The sequence below is a fragment of the Litorihabitans aurantiacus genome (assembly GCF_030161595.1).
Classification (GTDB): domain Bacteria; phylum Actinomycetota; class Actinomycetes; order Actinomycetales; family Beutenbergiaceae; genus Litorihabitans; species Litorihabitans aurantiacus.
In genome coordinates, this window is record NZ_BSUM01000001.1 from 1,703,440 (window position 1) to 1,720,119 (window position 16,680).

General features: G+C 74.2%; 14 protein-coding genes and 1 pseudogene. 3 read left to right on the top strand and 12 right to left on the bottom strand.

Annotated features, from left to right (window positions below; all coding sequences use genetic code 11):
• Positions 1 to 106 precede the first annotated feature (106 nt).
• Positions 107 to 1,089 (top strand): annotated as a pseudogene (locus QQK22_RS08020) (quinone oxidoreductase family protein).
• Positions 1,090 to 1,176: 87 nt separating this feature from the next.
• On the opposite strand, the gene QQK22_RS08025 reads toward QQK22_RS08020, so the two are convergent.
• The 5 genes from QQK22_RS08025 to pheS are packed head-to-tail and all read right to left on the bottom strand — an operon-like array spanning position 1,177 to position 6,740.
• Positions 1,177 to 2,112 carry an alpha/beta hydrolase fold domain-containing protein gene (locus tag QQK22_RS08025; protein WP_284250456.1) on the bottom strand — a complete coding sequence of 312 codons (936 nt, stop codon included), beginning with the start codon at positions 2,110 to 2,112 and terminating at the stop codon, positions 1,177 to 1,179.
• Positions 2,113 to 2,166: 54 nt separating this feature from the next.
• Positions 2,167 to 3,042, bottom strand: coding sequence for an SDR family NAD(P)-dependent oxidoreductase (locus tag QQK22_RS08030; RefSeq protein ID WP_284250457.1), 876 nt, complete (start codon positions 3,040 to 3,042; stop codon positions 2,167 to 2,169).
• On the bottom strand, positions 3,035 to 4,840 hold the full coding sequence (locus QQK22_RS08035; protein WP_348525539.1) for a phenylalanine--tRNA ligase subunit beta: 1,806 nt from the start codon (positions 4,838 to 4,840) through the stop codon (positions 3,035 to 3,037). Before QQK22_RS08035 ends, QQK22_RS08030 begins: the two co-directional genes overlap by 8 nt.
• On the bottom strand, positions 4,771 to 5,637 hold the full coding sequence (locus tag QQK22_RS18695) for a phenylalanine--tRNA ligase subunit beta (protein WP_348525540.1): 867 nt from the start codon (positions 5,635 to 5,637) through the stop codon (positions 4,771 to 4,773). Before QQK22_RS18695 ends, QQK22_RS08035 begins: the two co-directional genes overlap by 70 nt.
• Positions 5,637 to 6,740: a phenylalanine--tRNA ligase subunit alpha gene (gene pheS / locus QQK22_RS08040; RefSeq protein WP_284250458.1), complete on the bottom strand. Its 1,104-nt coding sequence runs from the start codon at positions 6,738 to 6,740 to the stop codon at positions 5,637 to 5,639. Before pheS ends, QQK22_RS18695 begins: the two co-directional genes overlap by 1 nt.
• Before the next feature lie 332 nt (positions 6,741 to 7,072).
• Here pheS and QQK22_RS08045 point away from each other — a divergent pair, with 332 nt between their 5' ends.
• Entirely contained in the window at positions 7,073 to 10,843 is a 3,771-nt protein-coding gene (locus QQK22_RS08045) for a GH92 family glycosyl hydrolase (RefSeq protein WP_284250459.1), read from the top strand.
• A gap of 86 nt (positions 10,844 to 10,929) precedes the next feature.
• On the opposite strand, the gene QQK22_RS08050 is transcribed toward QQK22_RS08045, so the two are convergent.
• The 4 genes from QQK22_RS08050 to QQK22_RS08065 form a co-directional block, all read right to left on the bottom strand.
• The gene (locus QQK22_RS08050; protein ID WP_284250460.1) at positions 10,930 to 11,748 is read right to left on the bottom strand and encodes an amino acid ABC transporter ATP-binding protein; all 819 of its coding nucleotides are present in this window, start codon (positions 11,746 to 11,748) and stop codon (positions 10,930 to 10,932) included.
• On the bottom strand, positions 11,745 to 12,443 hold the full coding sequence (locus QQK22_RS08055; protein ID WP_284250461.1) for an amino acid ABC transporter permease: 699 nt from the start codon (positions 12,441 to 12,443) through the stop codon (positions 11,745 to 11,747). Before QQK22_RS08055 ends, QQK22_RS08050 begins: the two co-directional genes overlap by 4 nt.
• 3 nt (positions 12,444 to 12,446) lie before the next feature.
• Positions 12,447 to 13,223: an amino acid ABC transporter substrate-binding protein gene (locus tag QQK22_RS08060; protein ID WP_284250462.1), complete on the bottom strand. Its 777-nt coding sequence runs from the start codon at positions 13,221 to 13,223 to the stop codon at positions 12,447 to 12,449.
• A 121-nt stretch (positions 13,224 to 13,344) separates the two neighbouring features.
• Positions 13,345 to 14,160 (bottom strand): TrmH family RNA methyltransferase, encoded by an 816-nt coding sequence (locus tag QQK22_RS08065; RefSeq protein WP_284250463.1) that lies wholly within the window; start codon positions 14,158 to 14,160, stop codon positions 13,345 to 13,347.
• A 170-nt stretch (positions 14,161 to 14,330) separates the two neighbouring features.
• On the opposite strand from QQK22_RS08065, the gene QQK22_RS08070 reads away from it, so the two are divergent.
• Positions 14,331 to 14,900: a VOC family protein gene (locus QQK22_RS08070; protein ID WP_284250464.1), complete on the top strand. Its 570-nt coding sequence runs from the start codon at positions 14,331 to 14,333 to the stop codon at positions 14,898 to 14,900.
• Between the two features lie 112 nt (positions 14,901 to 15,012).
• Here the strand turns inward: QQK22_RS08070 and rplT are convergent, their stop codons facing one another.
• The 3 genes from rplT to infC all read right to left on the bottom strand — a co-directional run bounded on the left by rplT (position 15,013) and on the right by infC (position 16,654).
• A complete protein-coding gene (gene rplT / locus QQK22_RS08075) occupies positions 15,013 to 15,405 on the bottom strand; it encodes a 50S ribosomal protein L20 (RefSeq protein WP_284250465.1) in 393 nt (130 codons plus the stop codon).
• Positions 15,406 to 15,431: 26 nt separating this feature from the next.
• The gene (rpmI, locus tag QQK22_RS08080; protein WP_284250466.1) at positions 15,432 to 15,626 is read right to left on the bottom strand and encodes a 50S ribosomal protein L35; all 195 of its coding nucleotides are present in this window, start codon (positions 15,624 to 15,626) and stop codon (positions 15,432 to 15,434) included.
• Between the two features lie 125 nt (positions 15,627 to 15,751).
• On the bottom strand, positions 15,752 to 16,654 hold the full coding sequence (infC, locus tag QQK22_RS08085) for a translation initiation factor IF-3 (protein WP_431310146.1): 903 nt from the start codon (positions 16,652 to 16,654) through the stop codon (positions 15,752 to 15,754).
• Positions 16,655 to 16,680 lie beyond the last annotated feature (26 nt).

Here is a 16,680-nt window from a genome sequence, read left to right on the forward strand (position 1 = left end):
GATTCGAGATCTCTGACAACGTACCGCACGCCGTCGCGGCGCAGCCCGCCGGGCGAGCCGCCCCGTCGCACCCGCTGCACCCGTCGACGGGCGTAGCGTCGCTCCCATGCGCGCGATCCAGGCCCGCCAGGCCGGCGGCCCCGACGTCCTCGAACTCGTCGACCTGCCCGACCCCGACCCCGGACCCGGCGAGGTGGCCGTCGCGGTGGCCGCGGCCGGCGTCAACTTCATCGACACCTATCGCCGCGCGGGCATCTACCCAGTGGCCTACCCGCACGTCGTGGGGTCCGAGGGCGCGGGCCGTGTGACCGCGCTGGGCGAGGGAGTCACCGACCTCGCCGTCGGCGACCGCGTCGCGTGGGCCGACGCGCCCGGCTCCTACGCCTCGCGCGTCGTCGTGACCGCCGACCGCGCGCTGCGCGTCCCCGACGACGTCGACGACGCCACCGCCGCCGCCCTCCCCTCCAGGGCCTCACGGCGCACTACCTCGCCACCTCGACCCACCCCGTGCAGCCCGGCGACGACGTCCTCGTGCACGCCGGCGCCGGCGGCGTCGGTCTCCTGCTCACGCAGCTCGCCGTGGCGCGCGGCGGCCGGGTGATCGCGACGGTCTCGACGCAGGAGAAGGCGACGCTGGCGCGCGAGGCGGGAGCCGACGTCGTCATCCGCTACGACCAGCTCGACGACCTCGCAGGCGACCTGCCCGCCCTCGTGCGGGAGGCCACGGGTGGCGCCGGCGTCGCGGCGGTGTACGACGGCGTGGGCCGCGCCACCTTCGACGCCTCCCTCGCGAGCCTGCGCCGGCGCGGGGTGCTCGTGCTGTTCGGCGGTTCCAGCGGTCAGGTGCCCCCGGTCGACCTCCAGCGCCTCAACGCCGGCGGCTCGCTCTTCGTCACCCGCCCCACCCTGGGCGACTACACCGCCACCACGCAGGAGCTGCGCGAACGCGCCGACGAGCTGTTCGAGGCCGTGCGCGGCGGCCGGCTGCGCGTCCGCATCGGGGCGACCTACGACCTCGCCGAGGCGGCTGACGCCCACGCAGCGCTGGAGTCCCGCGCCACCACCGGCAAGGTCGTGCTGACCGTCTGAGAGTCCCACCACCGCGCGAGAACGCCGGGTGCTGCTCGAGACGCGGCCTCGAGCAGCGCCCGGCGTTCTCGCTGGAGCGGCTCGGGCTCAGCGGCCCGGTGCCACGATCCCGGCCGCCCGCAGCGCCTCCCGCTGCGCACGCTGGAACTGCGCCACAACGGCGGTGCGCGGGAAGAGCTGGTCGAAGCCGTGGAACGCGCCCGCCACCTCCACGAGGTCGCACGGCGTCCCCGTCGCGCGCAGGCGCTGCGCGTAGTCGACGGCCTCGTCGTGGAACAGATCCAGCGTGCCCGTCCCGATCCAGGCGGGCGGCAGCCCGGTGAGGTCCTCGCGCCGCGCCGGGGCCCACGACGCCGGCACCGCCGCGCCGCCCGGCTCCCGACCCAGGTAGGCGCGCCAGCCGTGGGCGTTGCTGCCCGGCGTCCACATGCGCACGTGCGGCGGCGCGCGCTCGGGGCGCACCACCGTGCGGTCGTCGAGCATCGGGTACACCAGGAGCTGCAGCGCCACGGCGGCGGATCCACGGTCGTGCACCTCCTGCACGAGACCGGCCGCGAGCCCGCCCCCGGCGCTGGCACCGCCGATCGCGAGGTGCGCGACGTCGACCCCCAGCTCCTCGCCGTGGGCGGCCAGGTGCGCGAGCGCAGCGTGCCCGTCCTCGAGGGACGCGGGCGCGGGCGCCACCGCGCCGAGGCGGTAGCGCAGGGCCGCGACGGCGATCCCCAGCTCCTGCGCGAGACGGAAGGAGACGGCGTCGTCCTGCTCGGGCGCCCCGAACAGGTGCCCGCCGCCGTGGATCCACAGGAGCACCGGCACCGGCGCGGCGATCGCGGCGGGACGGATCAACCGCACGCTCGCGTGCGGGGAGACCGCCACCTCGGCGACCGCGACGCCGGCCGGCGGTCGCTGCGACCTCACGGGCACGTGCCGCATCACGGCCGCCCCGCGCGGCCCGACGGCGAACGGCGGGATCCAGCGCGCGCGGCGGAGCTCGGGGTGGAAGTCGGGCGGGTGGTCGCTCACGGGCTCAGTGTGCCGCGCCCGCGATCCCGTGTCGTGGGACCGCGGGTCCCCCTCTCAGGAGCGCGGCGGCACCATGGTCTCGGCGGCCAGCGGGTCGTCCGGCCCCCACGGGTGGACGCCGAAACGCCGCGCCAGGCCCTGCGGGGCGCCGTGCGCCGCGAGAGCCTCGGGCGTGTCGTTCGTGACGCGCAGGTAGGTGCCCGACCAGTCGTCGAGCTCACCGCGCGCGATCGCACCGATCAGGTCCGTGGTGCGCTCCACCGGCGTGAAGCTCGTCCGACCGGCGTGGAGCCTCATCGAGGTCGACATCGCGGTCTCGACCGTGCCCGGCGCGATCGCGAACGCGCGCAGCCCGTGACCGACCCCGGCCTCGTGCAGGTGCCCGACCGTGCGGATCTGCGCCGCCTTCGTGGCGGTGTAGGCCGAGGTCACGTCCCAGTCCCTCGCGCCGGCGCCCGAGACGATGTCGACCACCCGACCGCCCCCGGCCGCCACCATCCGCGCGGTCACCGCGCGCGAGACGTGGAACGACCCGAGCAGGTTCGTGGCGACGACGCCCTGCCACTGCTCGACGTCGGCCTCCCACAGCGGGACCTCGGCGTCGATGCGGCCGGCGTTGTTGACGAGCAGGTCGGGCGTGCCGAGCGCCTCGACCAGGTGCGCGACGGCGGCGCTCACCTGCGCGTACTCGCCGACGTCGGCCGTCGCCACCGCGGCACGACCGCCCGCCGCCTCGATCTCGCGCGCCACCTGTGCGAGGGCGTCGCCGTCGCGCGCGAGGAGCCCGACGGCGAGACCCTGCGCCGCGAGGGCGAGCGCCACCGAGCGGCCGATGCCGCGCGAGGCGCCGGTGACGAGGGCGACGGCGGCTGGCCCGGGGGCACCGAGCGGCGCTGCGACATCGGTGCCCGCCGCAGGCGCGTCAGCCACGCAGCACCCCGCCGACGCGCTCGGCCGCCAGCGCCACGACCGCATCCCGCACCCCGGCGGTCTCGGCCGCGGTCAGCGTACGGTCGGCGGCGCGCAGCCGCAGCGCGAACGCCAGCGACTTCTTCCCCTCGCCCACCTGGTCACCCGTGTAGACGTCGAACAGCTCGACGCTCTCGGCGAGATCGCCGGCCGCCTCGAGCACGAGGGCACGCACGGTCTGCGCCGGCACGGCCGCGTCGACGACGAGCGCGACGTCCTCCTTGGCGATCGGGAACGTCGAGAGCTTGCCGACCCGGAGGTCCCGCGCGCTCGCCGCCGCCACGAGGGCGTCGAGATCCAGCTCGAACGCCGCGGCGCGCGCGGGCAGGTTGAAGGCCTTCGCGACGGCGGGGGCGAGCTCGCCCGCGTGGCCCACCAGCGTGCCGTCGGCCAGCGTCACGGCCGCGCACCGGCCCGGGTGGAACGGCGCGTGCTCGGCCGCGGCCACCTCGACGTCGACGCCGAGCGCACCCGCGAGCCGCAGGGCGATGGCGATGGCGGTCTCGGCCTGCGCGGCGGAACCCTCGCCGCCGGGCGCTGCACCGCCTCCCGCCAGGACGCCGGCGACGTGCCGCTCCTGGTGCGGGACTGCCGCGAGCAGCGCCGCGACGGTCTCCTCGCCGGGGTGCGCGCCGCCGTCGGGCAGGAGCGGCTGCCCCGTGGCGGCCCCACCGTTCTCGTCACGGCCCTGCGTGACCGACCCGACCTCGTACACGGCCGCCGTCGCCGCGCCGCGGCTGAGGTTGCGCGTCGCGAGCGGGAGCAGCGTGGCCAGCAGGCTGGTGCGCAGCTCGGGCGCGTCGTCGGCCAGCGGGTTGGCCAGGCGCTCGGCGGTGCGGCGCGGGTCGTCGGCGGCCTCGCCCAGGGAGTCGTGCACCCCGGCACCCACGAACGGGTAGGACAGCACCTGCACGAGCCCCGCCTCGGCCAGAGTCCGCTCGGCGCTGCGGCGCAGCAGCTGCGCCGTCGTGAGCCCGGCGCCCGGCGTCGCGCGCGGCGCGATCGTGGGGACGGCGTCGTAGCCCCGCAGGCGCACGACCTCCTCGATCAGGTCCACGGCCTCGGTGAGGTCGGGGCGCCAGGTCGGCGGGGTCACGAGCAGCTCGCGGGCCTCGCCGTCGGCGATGTCGGTCACGGCGGCTCCGAGCGCCTCGAGCGTGTCGTGCACCTCGTCGTACGTGTAGCGCACGCCGATGAGCCGCCGCGCGGCGGCGGGGTCGAGCGTGATCGTCGTCGGCGAGGTGGTCTCGTCGACGTCGGTCACGGCCTCGTCGTCGGCGCGGGCTCCGCCGTGCTCGACGAGGAGGTCGACCACGCGCTGCGCCGCGATCGCCTGCAGGCGGGGGTCGACGCCGCGCTCGAACCGCTTGGACGCCTCGCTCGGGAGGCGGTGGCGGCGGGCGGAGCGGGCGATCGTGACGGGGTCGAAGTGCGCCGCCTCGATCAGGACGTCGGTGGTGGCGTCCGTGACCTCGGTGCTGGCTCCACCCATGACGCCGGCGATGCCGATCGGGCGCGAGGCGCGCGAACCCTCCGGCGAGTCGGTGATGAGGAGGTCCTGCTCGTGCAGGGTCCGCGTCACGTCGTCGAGCGTGGTGAGGCTCTCGCCCGCGCGGGCGCGGCGCACGACGATCGGGGCGTGCACCTGCGCGAGATCGTAGGCGTGCAACGGCTGCCCGAGGTCGAGCATCACGTAGTTCGTGACGTCGACGGCGAGCGAGATCGGCCGCATGCCGGCCTGGCGCAGGCGTCGCTGCATCCACTCGGGCGTGGGCGCGCTCGGGTCGAGCCCGCGAACCACGCGCGCGACGAACCGGTCGGCGCCGACCTCGCCGCGAATGGGCGCGGCGTCGTCGATCTCGACGGCGAAGCCGCCGGGCGTGGCCGACGGGACCTGCGGCGCGCTCCCCGCGGCGCGGGCAGGCCGGGGTCGGTGAAGGCGGCACCGGTCGAGTGCGCGTACTCGCGGGCGACGCCGCGCACGCTGAAGCAGTAGCCGCGGTCGGGCGTCACGTTGATCTCGAGCACCTCGTCCGCGAGGCCGAGGAGCGCGAGCGCGTCGGTGCCCGGGGCCGGGACCGACTCCGGCGTGGCCTCGCGCTGCGCCGCGGTGGCGAGCACGATGATGCCCTCGCCGGACTTCTCGAGCCCCAGCTCGTCGGCCGCGCAGATCATGCCGTTGGAGACGTGGCCGTAGGTCTTGCGCGCGGCGATGACGAAGTCGCCGGGCAGCACGGCGCCGGGCAGGGACACCACGACCGTGTCGCCGACCTCGAAGTTGTGCGCGCCGCAGATGACGCCGCGCTCGACCACCTCGCCGGCCTCGTCACGCTCACCGGTGTCCACCTGGCACCAGTTGATGACCTTGCCGTTCTTCTGCGGTTCGGGGTTCTTCGCCAGCACGCGGCCGACCACGACGGGGCCGGTCACGCCGGAGGTGTGGATCGCCTCCTCCTCGAGCCCGACGCGCACGAGGTCCTCGGCGAGCTGGGCGGCGGTGAGGTCGGCGGGCAGCTCGACGTGCTCGGCGAGCCAGGGCAGGACGACGTTCGGCATCAGGCTTCCCCTCCCAGGGGGTAGGTGCGTGAGAGCCGCATGTCGCCCTCGAACAGGTCGCGCAGGTCCTCGAGACCGTGCTTGAGCATGACGGCGCGGTCGATGCCCATGCCGAAGGCGAAGCCGGAGTAGCGCTCGGGGTCGACGCCGACGCTGCGCAGCACGTTCGGGTTGACCATGCCGCAGCCGCCCCACTCGATCCAGCCCGGGCCGCCCTTCTTCTGCGGGAACCACAGGTCCATCTCGGCGCTCGGCTCGGTGAACGGGAAGTACGCCGGGCGCAGGCGTGTGCGCGCGTCGGCCCCGAACATCGCCTTCGCGAAGTGGTCGAGCGTGCCCTTGAGGTGCGCCATCGTCAGGCCCTCGTCGATCGCGATGCCCTCGACCTGGTGGAAGACCGGGGAGTGCGTCGCGTCCAGCTCGTCGGTGCGGAAGACCCGACCGGGACACGCGACGTAGAGCGGGACACCGCGCTCGAGCAGGGCGCGCGCCTGCACCGGCGAGGTGTGGGTGCGCAGCACGAGGTGCGCGTCGCCGTCGAGGAAGAACGTGTCCTGCATCTGGCGCGCGGGGTGGTCCGGCTTGAAGTTCAGCGCGTCGAAGTTGAACCACTCGTGCTCGACCTCGGGCCCCTCGGCGATCTCCCAGCCCATGCCGACGAAGATGTCGGCCATCTGCTCGGACGTCGTCGCGATCGGGTGGCGCGCCCCAGCCACGCCCGTGGTGACGGCGGCTGCGGTGCCGCGCGCGGCGGTGAGCGTGACGTCGATCGTCTCGGTCCGCAGCACGTGCTGGGCGTGGAGCTCGGCGAGCTCGGCCTCGCGAGCCTTGAGCGCCGCACCGACGCGGCCGCGCGCGCCGCCGACGAGCTTGCCGGCCGCGGCCTTCTCCTCCTTGGGCAGGCTGCCGATCTCGCGGTTCGCGAGCGCGAGCGCGCTGCGCTCACCGGTGTGCTCGATGCGCACCGCCTTGAGCGTCTCGAGGGAGTCGGCGGCGGCGACGGCGTCGAGCGCCCGGGTCGTGACGCGCTCGATCGCGTCGGCGTCCGTCGGGCCGACGGCGTCGGGCTGCGGGGTGTCGGGCAGCGTGGTGTCGCTGGTCATGACAGGGGTTCCTTCCGGGAACGGTTCGTCTGCTGGTGCACGCGGGGTTGGTCGGCACGTGGCCGCCGAGGTCCCGCTGATCGCCCGGGTCGCTCCGCGCCGTCAGGCGCAGCAGCGGCCGGGCCGCGGAAATCGGCGGCCGGCGCGGGCGGGGTGCAGCATCACGGACACGTCCCCATCCTGCCAGAGGTCCTCGACGACCGCCCTCCTGACAGCGCTGTCCGGCACCCGCTACGCTGACGGGGCGCCCCTCGCCCCGGGCGCCTGTCGGCACCGGAGCCGGCGGGCGACGCAGCCCCGGCGGACGCACCCACCCGAGGACTCGAGGTGCCATGACCCACCCCCGCTGGCGACGCGCCGTCGCCGCCCTGACCAGCACGTTCCTGATCGCGACGGCGAGCGCCACCGCCGCGAGCGCCGCACCGGACGCCGGGGACGGCCCCGAGCTCGTGACCGACCCCCTCCCCTACGTGGACCCGATGGTCGGCACGGGCGAGGCGACGGGCGTTGTCGGCGAGATCAACAACTTCCCCGGCCCGTCGATGCCCTACGGGATGATGCAGCTCTCCCCCGACACCCCGGGCTCGTACGCCGGCTACCGCCACCGCACGGACCGCATCAAGGGATTCAGCACCACCCATGCGGCCGCCGGGTGCGGCATCTTCGGCGACGTCCCGATCCTCCCCGTGACGGGCGACGCCGGGGCGCGGCCCTGGGAGCGGACCGAGCGCTACGACCACGGCCAGGAGGAGGCCGAGGTCGGTCGCTACGCCGTGACGCTCCTGGACTCGGACGTCGACGTCGAGCTGTCGGCGGCCACGCGTTCGGGCGGTCTCGACATCGCGTTCCCCGACGGCGGCGGCCCCGGCACCGTGATCGTCAACGCCGGCGGATCGCTGTCCCCGGTGACCGGCTCGACGACGGAGGTCGTCGGCGACTCGGTGCTCACCGGATCCGTCACGACCGGCCGCTTCTGCAGCAAGCCCAACCGCTACACGCTGTACTACTCGATCGAGTTCGACCAGCCCTTCGAGTCGTTCGCGACCTGGCAGGGCCAGCAGGTGCGCCCGGGCGAGCGCTCGGCGTCGAACGCCCGCTCCGGCGCCACCCTGACGTTCCCGGCCGGGAGCGAGGTGCGGGCGACCGTCGGCATCTCCTACGTCGACGTCGCGGGCGCGACGCGCAACCGCGAGACCGAGATCCCGGACTTCGACTACGCCGCCACCCAGCAGCAGGCGCGTGAGGCGTGGGCGGCCGAGCTCGGCAGGATCCGGGTCGCGAGCCGGTCCGAGACCGACCTGACGATGTTCTACACCTCGCTCTACCACTCGCTCCTGCACCCCAACACCTTCAGCGACGTCGACGGCCGCGTCATCGGGTTCGACGACCAGATCCGCACGCTGGAGGACGGGCGCACCCAGTACGCGAACTTCTCCGACTGGGACACCTACCGCTCCCTCGGCGCACTCCAGACGATCCTCGACCCCGACCGCGCCTCGGACATGGCGCAGTCCCTGGTCGACATCGCCGAGCAGACGGGGTGGCTGCCGCGGTGGCCGGTGGCGAACGGTCACGTCGGCCAGATGAGCGGGGACTCCTCCGTCCCGCTCCTGGCGAGCATGTACGCCTTCGGCGCCCGCGACTTCGACGTCGCGACGGCGCTCGAGTACATGGTCAAGGGGGCGACGTCGTCGGGCGCGACCGCCAACGGGTACGTCCAGCGCCGCGGGATCGAGACGTACCTGGAGCGCGGCTACGCGCCCCAGATGGCTCAGTACCGCGGCGACCACGGCATCAACGGGGCGTCGATCACGCTCGAGTGGTCGATCGCGGACTTCGCGATCGCGACCCTGGCCCGGGAGCTGGGACGCGACGACGTCGAGGCAGCCTTCCGGCCGCGCAGCCAGTGGTGGCAGAACGTGTTCGACCCGGCGCAGAACGGGCTGGCGGCGCGCAACGTCGACGGGACGTTCGTGCGGCCGACCGCCGGCGGCTTCGGCCAGGAGGGTTTCGACGAGGGCAACGCCGAGCAGTACCTCTGGCTCGTGCCGCAGAACGTCGCCGCGCTGATGGAGTCGATCGGAGGGCGCGAGGCGGCCGTGGAGCGTCTGGACACCTTCACCACCGAGCTCAACTCGGGCCCGAGCGAGCCGACCCTGTGGATCGGCAACGAACCGAACTTCGGCGTGCCGTGGATCTACAACTACCTGGGAGAGCCGGCGCGCGCGTCCGCCCTGATCGACCGGATCGTCGCGGAGCTGTTCCAGCCGGTGCCGAACGGCAAGCCCGGCAACGACGACCTCGGGGCGCAGGCCGGGTGGTACGTGTGGGCGGCGCTCGGGCTCTACCCGGTGACGCCGGGGACGGACGTCGTCTCGATCAACACGCCGCGCTTCGACCGCTCGGAGATCACGCTCGCGGGCGGCGGCACTCTCGCGGTCGAGGCCCCGGGGGCCTCCGACGGGAAGCGCGTCATCACCGGCATGACGATCGACGGCGAGCCGTGGTCCGGCACCGCACTGCCGGAGGACCTCATCCACGACGGCGGCACGATCGCCTACACCCTCGGTGAGTCCGACACGGGGTGGGGTGCGGGCACGACGCCGCCGCCGTCGTTCCGGGACGGCGAGCGGTCCGTGATCGTCGGCGCCCCCGACGTCCGCGTCGCCGCGGCCCCCGGGGAGAGCGTCACGGCCCAGCTCGACCTGCGCGTGATCGGGTACCCGGCCTCCGACCTCACGGTGGCGGTCGACGGCGACGAGCACGTCACCGCGACGGCCGCACCCCTCGACCCGATGACGAACAGGCTCGCGGTGACGCTCGCCGTCGGGCCGGACGCCCCGGGCGGGACGCGGACGTTCCCGGTCCGGCTGAGCGCACCCGGGACGACCGAGCCGGTGACGGTGCCGATCACGCTGACGGTGAGCGGCGCGGGCAGCATCGGGGACCTCTACGACGTCGTCGGGACGGCGGACGAGTCCGACGCCCGGGTCGGTGACTTCGACCGGCAGGGCAACTCCTACTCGCGGCAGCAGCTGGCGGCGCAGGGCCTGACCCCGGGGTCGGAGCACGAGCTCGGCGAGCTCACCTTCACCTGGCCTGCGGCGCCGCACGGCTCACCCGACACGATCCGCTCGGCCGGGCAGACCGTACGGCTCGACGATCCGACCGACGCGGTCGCGTTCGTCGGAGCGGCGACCAACGGCCGGCAGGGTGGCGACGCCGTGCTGCACCTCGACGACGGGGCCAGCGTGACCACCCCGCTGACGTTCGGGGACTGGATCTTCCCCACGGGTCAGGGTTCGGTGGCGCCGATCCCGGGGAACGAGGTCGTGGCGCGGATGACGAAGCGCAACGGCGACCAGAACCAGGTCTTCGTCTTCGCGACGGCCCCGGCGCTCGCTCCCGAGGGCCGGCGGATCGTCTCCGTCACGCTCCCGACGAACCCCGACCTCATGGTGTTCTCGATCGCGACGGCGCCGGTGCCGCCCGACCCGGAGGTCCCGACGTTCAGCGACGTGGCCGAGGGCGGCCTGTTCGCCAAGGAGATCTCCTGGCTCGCCTCGAGCGGCCTCTCGCGCGGGTGGGACGACGGCGCGGGCGGGCGCGAGTTCCGGCCGCTGGCCCCGGTGGCGCGCGACGCGATGGCGGCGTTCCTGTACCGGGCCTCCGGCTCTCCCGCGTTCGAGCCGCCGGTGACATCCCCGTTCACCGACGTCGCGCCGGGCGACGAGCACTACCTCGAGATCGCGTGGCTGGCGCACGAGGGGATCTCGACCGGATGGGTCGACGCCGGGACGGGGCACGCGGAGTTCCGCCCGCTCGCGCCGGTGGCCCGGGACGCGATGGCCGCGTTCCTGCACCGGGCGGCGGGGTCGCCCGAGGTCGGTGGCGACGGCGCGGCGGCGTTCCCCGACGTGCCGGCTTCCGCGCAGTTCGCCGACGAGATCGCGTGGCTGGCGTCGGAGGGCATCGCCACGGGGTGGCACGGCAACGACGGGACGGCGATCTACCGACCGCTCGCGTCCGTCAACCGTGACGCGATGGCGGCGTTCCTGTACCGCGCCGCGGAGGCCGGGCACCTCGTGGTCGAGGTTCCGTAGGCCTCCAGCGCCCGGGTCGACCGTCCGGTCGTCGGCGAGAGCCGGCGACCGGGCGGTCGGCGAACGGCGCTCGGGCGGCGGGGTCGTCAGTGCGACAGGATCCGTCCGAGGAACGCGCGGGTGCGTTCGTGCCGCGGCTCCACCAGCACCTGCCCCGGCGGTCCCTGCTCGACGACCACCCCGCCGTCGAGGAAGACGACGTGATCGGCGACGTCGCGTGCGAAGCGCACCTCGTGGGTCACCACGACCATCGTGCGCCCCTCGGCGGCGAGGTCGCGGATGACGGCGAGCACCTCGCCCACCGTCTCGGGGTCGAGGGCCGAGGTGGGTTCGTCGAACAGCAGGACGCGGGGGCGCAGCGCGAGCGCGCGAGCGATGCCCACACGCTGCTGCTGCCCGCCCGAGAGCTGGTCGGGGTAGGCGTCCGCCTTGGGCGCGAGTCCCACACGCTCCAGGAGAGCCCGGGCCTCGACCTCGACCTCGGCGCGGGGCCGCCGCTGGGCGTGCACCGGCCCCTCCATCAGGTTCTCCAGCGCCGTGCGGTGCGGGAAGAGCTGGTGGGACTGGAAGACCATGGCGGAGTGCCGCCGGAGCGCGGCCGCCCGCCCGCGGCGCAGCGGGGCGCCGAACTCGATCTCGTCCTCCCCGATCCGCACCCGCCCGGCCTGCGGCGTCTCCAGCAGGTTGAGGCAGCGCAGGAGGGTGGACTTGCCGGAGCCCGAGGGACCCATCAGCACGGTGACCGTGCCGGGGGCGACGTCGAGGTCGACGCCCTCCAGGACAGGGGTGGCGCCGAAGGACTTCTCCAGACCGCGGACCTCGATGCCCTCCGGCGTCTCCTCGGGGGCGAGGCTCCCACCGTCGTGGATCTCGCCGTCGCGGATCTGGCCGTCGTGCGTGCTCATGCCATCTCCTGCCTGACCTTCTCGACCTTCGCGACCTGCGGCGCCAGGTGCCGGCCGAGCCGCCGCTCGAGGAAACCCTGCCCGATGGAGAGCACCAGGCACAGCACCCAGTAGATGACGGCCGCGAGGGAGTACAGCGTGAGGAACTCGAAGGTCGGCGCGGCGATCTCCTGCGCCTTGCGCAGCAGCTCGGTCACAAGGATCGCCGAGGCGAGCGAGGTGTCCTTGACCAGCGAGATGAAGGTGTTGGACAGCGGCGGGACGGCCACGCGCGCCGCCTGCGGGAGGATCACCCGCCGCAGCGCGAGGGCACGGCCGTAGCCGATCGTCTCGGCGGCTTCCCACTGGCCGCGCGGGATCGACAGGATCGCGGCGCGCACGATCTCCGAGGCGTACCCGCCGACGTTGAGCGAGAAGGCCACGACGGCCGAGGGGAACGGGTCGATCGTGATCCCGAGCGACGGCAGCGCGTAGAAGATGAGGAAGAGCTGCACCAGCAGCGGCGTCCCCCGGATGATCGAGACGTACCCCTGGGCCAGCCATCGCAGCGGTGCGACGGCGGACAGCCGCGCGAGCGCCACGAGCACCGCGAGCACCATTCCGCCGACGAACGAGAACGCCGTCAGCGGGATGGTGCCGCGGATCGTGCCGAGGAGCAGCGGGCCGATCGACTCGCGGACGAGGTCGAGGTCCACGGGTCAGCCCGAGACGTCCTCGCCGAACCAGCGCTCCGAGATCTCCGCCAGCGTGCCGTTCTCGCGCAGGGTCTGCAGCGCGCCGTCGATCTCGGCGGTGAGCGGCGAGTCCTTGCGCAGCGCGAAGGCCTGCTCCGAGGGCTCGCCGACCTCGAACGCGATCTCGACGTCGGTGTCGCCGCTCGTGTTGAGGTAGTCCAGGACGGCCAGGTTGTCGTTCAGCGTGACGTCGACGCGCCCCTGCTTGAGCAGCGTGACGGCCTGCGTGAAGCCCTCGACGGCCTCCACCTCGGCGCCCGACTCGCGCGCCACCGCGGCCCAGTTGGAGGTCGCGGACTGCGCGGAGGTGAGACCGGCGAGGTCGGCGACCGAGGTGATGTCGCTGCCCGTGGGCAGGACGGCGACGCCGGTGGACACCGTGTAGGGCTCGGTGAAGTCGTACTTCTCCTGCCGCTCCGGGTTGACCGTGACCTGGTTGGCGATGACGTCGAAGCGGCTCGCCTCGAGGCCGGCGAAGATCGCGTCCCACTGGGTCTCGGAGAACTCGACCTCGCGCCCGAGCTCGGCCGCGACCGCCTCGATGACCTCGACGTCGTAGCCCGTGAGCTCGTTGCCGGCGGCGGTGTCGTGGAAGGTGAAGGGCGAGTAGGTGCCCTCGGTGCCGACGCGGATGACGTCGCTCGCGGCGTCGTCGCCGTCGGAACCGCCGCCGCAGGCCGCGAGGGCGAGGGTCAGCGACGCGATCGCCAGGGTGCCGGCGGTCTTGTGGACACGTGACATGAAGGGGTCTCCTCGTGACGGGGCGCCGCGGTGCGTCCGCGGGCCGAGGTGGAGGGTAGGCGCGGTGCGCGACGCGGGTTGCATCGCACCCACGAGTCTCACATGGCGGACGTGATCGGGCCTAGGGCTGCGCGGCGTGCGCCCGCGATGAGGCGTACAGGCAGACGGTGGCCGCCATCGCCACGTTGAGGCTCTCGGCCCTGCCGCGCAGCGGGACGGCCACGACGGCGTCGGCCAGGTCGCGCGCCCGTGCGGACAGACCCTGCGCCTCCGTCCCGAGCACCCAGGCCGTCGGCCCGGCGAGCAGGGGCGAGGTCTCGACGTCGTGCTCGCCCCCGCCGTCGGCGGCGAGGATCGTGAGGCCGGCGCGCCGCAGGTGGGCGACGGCGTCACCCACCTCGACCCCCGTCACCACCGGCAGGTGGAACAGCGAGCCGGCGCTCGAGCGCACGACCTTCGGCGAGTGCACCTCGACGCTCCCGGCGGTGAGCACGACGGCGTCGGCCCCCGCCGCGTCCGCCGCCCGGATGATCGTCCCGGCGTTCCCGGGGTCGCGCACCTGCTCGCACACGACGACGAGGCGCGCGCCCTGCACGGCGCCCGGCAGGTCGTCCGGTCCGAGCAGGTGGGTGCGGGCGACGGCGAGCACGCCCTGCGCGTCTCCCGAGAGACGGTCCATGACCTCGGGCGTGGTCTCGTGGACGTAGAGGTCGTGCTCGAGCGCCTCGCGCACGATCTCGGGCCACCGGTCGCGCGCGTCGTCGGTGACGTACAGGTCGCGCACGCGACTCGCAGCGAACCGGACGACCTCGCGGACCGCCTGCGGCCCCTCCACGAGGTGCTCCCCCGCGCGCTCCCGTCCCTGCCGCGACGCGAGGCGGCGCAGCGTCGCCACGCGGTCGGAGCGGGGGTTGAGGGCGGGCTGGGCGATCGGCATGCGACCAGTGTCCCAGCCGGGGGCGACGGGTCGCGGCGCGGCCTCTCGGCGGACGACCGCTCGAGGAGTCCGACGGCTGGGTCGACCTCGCGCTCGCCGGTGGCCGCCTCGCGCTGCACGACGCCCCCGCCGGCGGGCCCGACGCCGGACGCACCGAGATGCGACTGCTCGTGACGGACCTCGACGGTGCCGCACGCGCGCTGCAGGTGGCTCACGCCGATCTGCGGGTGGAGCACCGGACCGCCGCGCACGGGCGGGAGGTGCGGGTGACGACCGCGTCCGGCCTGGCGCTCGTGCTCGACCCCCTCGGGGCGACGGACTGTGGCGAGGCGCGAGCACAGGAGCACGGACGGACACCGACGGGCGCCGACGTCGTCGTCGAGCCGCTGTGGATGACGCCGGACGTCGAGGGGGCGGCCGCCGTGCTGCGCACCCTGGACCTCGTGCCTCGGCTCGCCTCGAACGGGGGTGGGTGGGTGGAGCTGGCAGCCGCGGGCGGTGGCCTCGTCGGCGTCCACCACTCCGAGCCGGCGGGGTCCGGGACGGTGCTGTCGCTGCAGTGCCCCGACCTCGACGCGCTGGCCCGCCGGCTCGACGTCCACGGCGTGCCGACCACGTTCATCGACGAGACCTACGCGCGCACGCTGCGGCTCGAGCACCCCGACCACCCGGGCGACGTCGAGGCGCAGATCTGGGTGAACGAGGTGCAGACGGACCTCTACGGGTACTCCCGGGAGTGAGGCCTCCGACAACCCCTGTCGCCGCACGCTCCGGACACGACGACGCCCCGCCCTCCGATCGGAGGGCGGGGCGTCGTCGTCACGCTGGTCGCCGGTGCGGCGACGGCGTCGCTCAGGCCGCGGACGTCGCCTTCGGCGCGTTCACGTCGGCCGGGAGGGCCGCCTTGGCGAGCTGCACGAGGGCGGCGAACGCCGTCGGGTCGCTCACGGCGAGCTCGGCGAGCATGCGGCGGTCGACCTCGATGCCGGCCAGGCCGAGGCCCTGGATGAACCGGTTGTAGGTGACGCCGTTCGCGCGAGCCGCGGCGTTGATGCGCTGGATCCAGAGGCGACGGAAGTCACCCTTGCGAGCGCGACGGTCGCGGTAGGCGTACCCGAGCGAGTGGGTGACCTGCTCCTTGGCCTTGCGGTACAGGCGCGAACGCTGACCGCGGTAACCGCTGGCGCGCTCGAGAACGACCCGGCGCTTCTTGTGGGCGTTGACCGCCCGCTTCACGCGTGCCACGTGAGTCTCCTTCTAGTTGGAACGGCTCAGCGGCCGAGCAGCTTCTTGATCTTGGGGAGGTCGGCGGGGGACACCGCAGCGTCCGAGTTGAGCCGACGACGACGGGTGGAGGTCTTGTGCTCCATCAGGTGACGGGCGCCGGTGCGCTCGCGCATGATCTTCCCGCTCCCGGTCACACGGAAACGCTTCTTCGCACCGGAGTGCGTCTTGTTCTTCGGCATCTCGCCATCCTCGGTTGGCCCGCTCGCGCGGGGACGTGCTGTTGTGCTGGACGTGCGGGTCGTGCTGGTCGCCGGTCGTGGGGACCCGGCGGGTGGCCTCGGGCGCGAGCCCTCGGCGTCGGTGCTCAGGCGCCGGGCTTGGGACCCGGACGCGGTGCCGCAGGCCTGGCCGCACCCGGCTTGGGTGCCGCCGGACGCGGGCTCGCGGCCGGCTTCGGAGCCGCGGGCTTCGACGCCGCCGCCGGCTTCGGGGCGGCAGCGGGCTTCGCAGCAGCCGCCGGCTTCGGAGCCGCTGCCGGCTTGGCAGCGGCCGCGGGCTTGGCCGCAGCCACCGGCTTCGCCGGGGCCGACTCCACGGCAGCGGACTCGGTCGAGGCCGCAGACGTGGGCGCCGCAGCGGCAGGCGCCTGCGTCGGAGCCGCAGCGGCCGGAGCCTGAGAGACCGGCGCCGGAGCAGCCTGCGCCGCGGGTGCGGACATCTGCTCGGCCGGAGCCTTCGCGGGCGCCTCGGAGCGGGCACGCTCGCGGCGGTTCTCGTCGCGGGCCTCGGCCTTCTTCTTGGTCGGACCGATGACCATGGTCATGTTCCGGCCGTCGAGGCGGGGCGTGGACTCCACGACACCGAGCTCGGAGACGTCGTCGGCGAGACGCTGGAGGAGGCGCATGCCCATCTCCGGACGCGACTGCTCGCGACCGCGGAACATGATCATGACCTTCACCTTGTCGCCGGCCGACAGGAACCGCTCGACGTGGCCCTTCTTGGTGCCGTAGTCGTGCGGGTCGATCTTGAGCCGGAAACGGATCTCCTTCAGCACGGTGTTGGCCTGGTTGCGACGCGCGTCGCGCGCCTTCATGGCCGCCTCGTACTTGAACTTGCCGTAGTCCATGAGCTTGCAGACCGGGGGCCGCGCGTCCGGGGCCACCTCGACCAGGTCGAGATCGGCCTCCTCGGCAAGCCGCAGCGCGTCCTCGACGCGAACGATGCCAACCTGCTCACCGTTCGGGCCGACCAGACGCACCTCGGGCACGCGGATCCGCTCGTTGATGCGGGGCT